This window comes from Pseudomonas sp. HY2-MNA-CIBAN-0224 (genome assembly GCF_040310285.1).
GTDB classification, from domain to species: domain Bacteria; phylum Pseudomonadota; class Gammaproteobacteria; order Pseudomonadales; family Pseudomonadaceae; genus Aquipseudomonas; species Aquipseudomonas helleri.
This window is the reverse complement of record NZ_JBEOPQ010000511.1, coordinates 1-273: the sequence shown is the minus strand read 5'-3', so window position 1 is coordinate 273 and position 273 is coordinate 1. Positions and strand designations below refer to the sequence as shown.

Annotated in this window: 1 pseudogene; it reads left to right on the top strand. The window is 50.2% G+C overall.

From position 1 onward, the window contains the following. A pseudogene (locus AAEZ03_RS27355) lies at window positions 1-273 on the top strand (hypothetical protein); the annotation flags it as partial.

The following is a 273-nucleotide window of genomic DNA, read 5'->3' as shown; positions in this document are numbered from 1 at the left end:
ATGATGAGATTCGCCATGTTCATCATGAGCTGTTGCCTAAGCTGTCTGCTTATGGCACTCGTGTAGGGCAGCATCAGCCATTATTTAGCCGCTACCAAGCCATTGTGAATGACAAGGTGTTCTTTGCCGCGCTTGAGCCTGCACGCGCTCGTGCTATTGAGTTGGCGCTTAGAAGCTTTGAGATGTCAGGCGTGGCGCTACCTAAAGCTGAGCAAGAACAATTTGCAGCTATTCAAAGTGAGCTGTCAACACTGTCGGCGACCTTTTCAGACC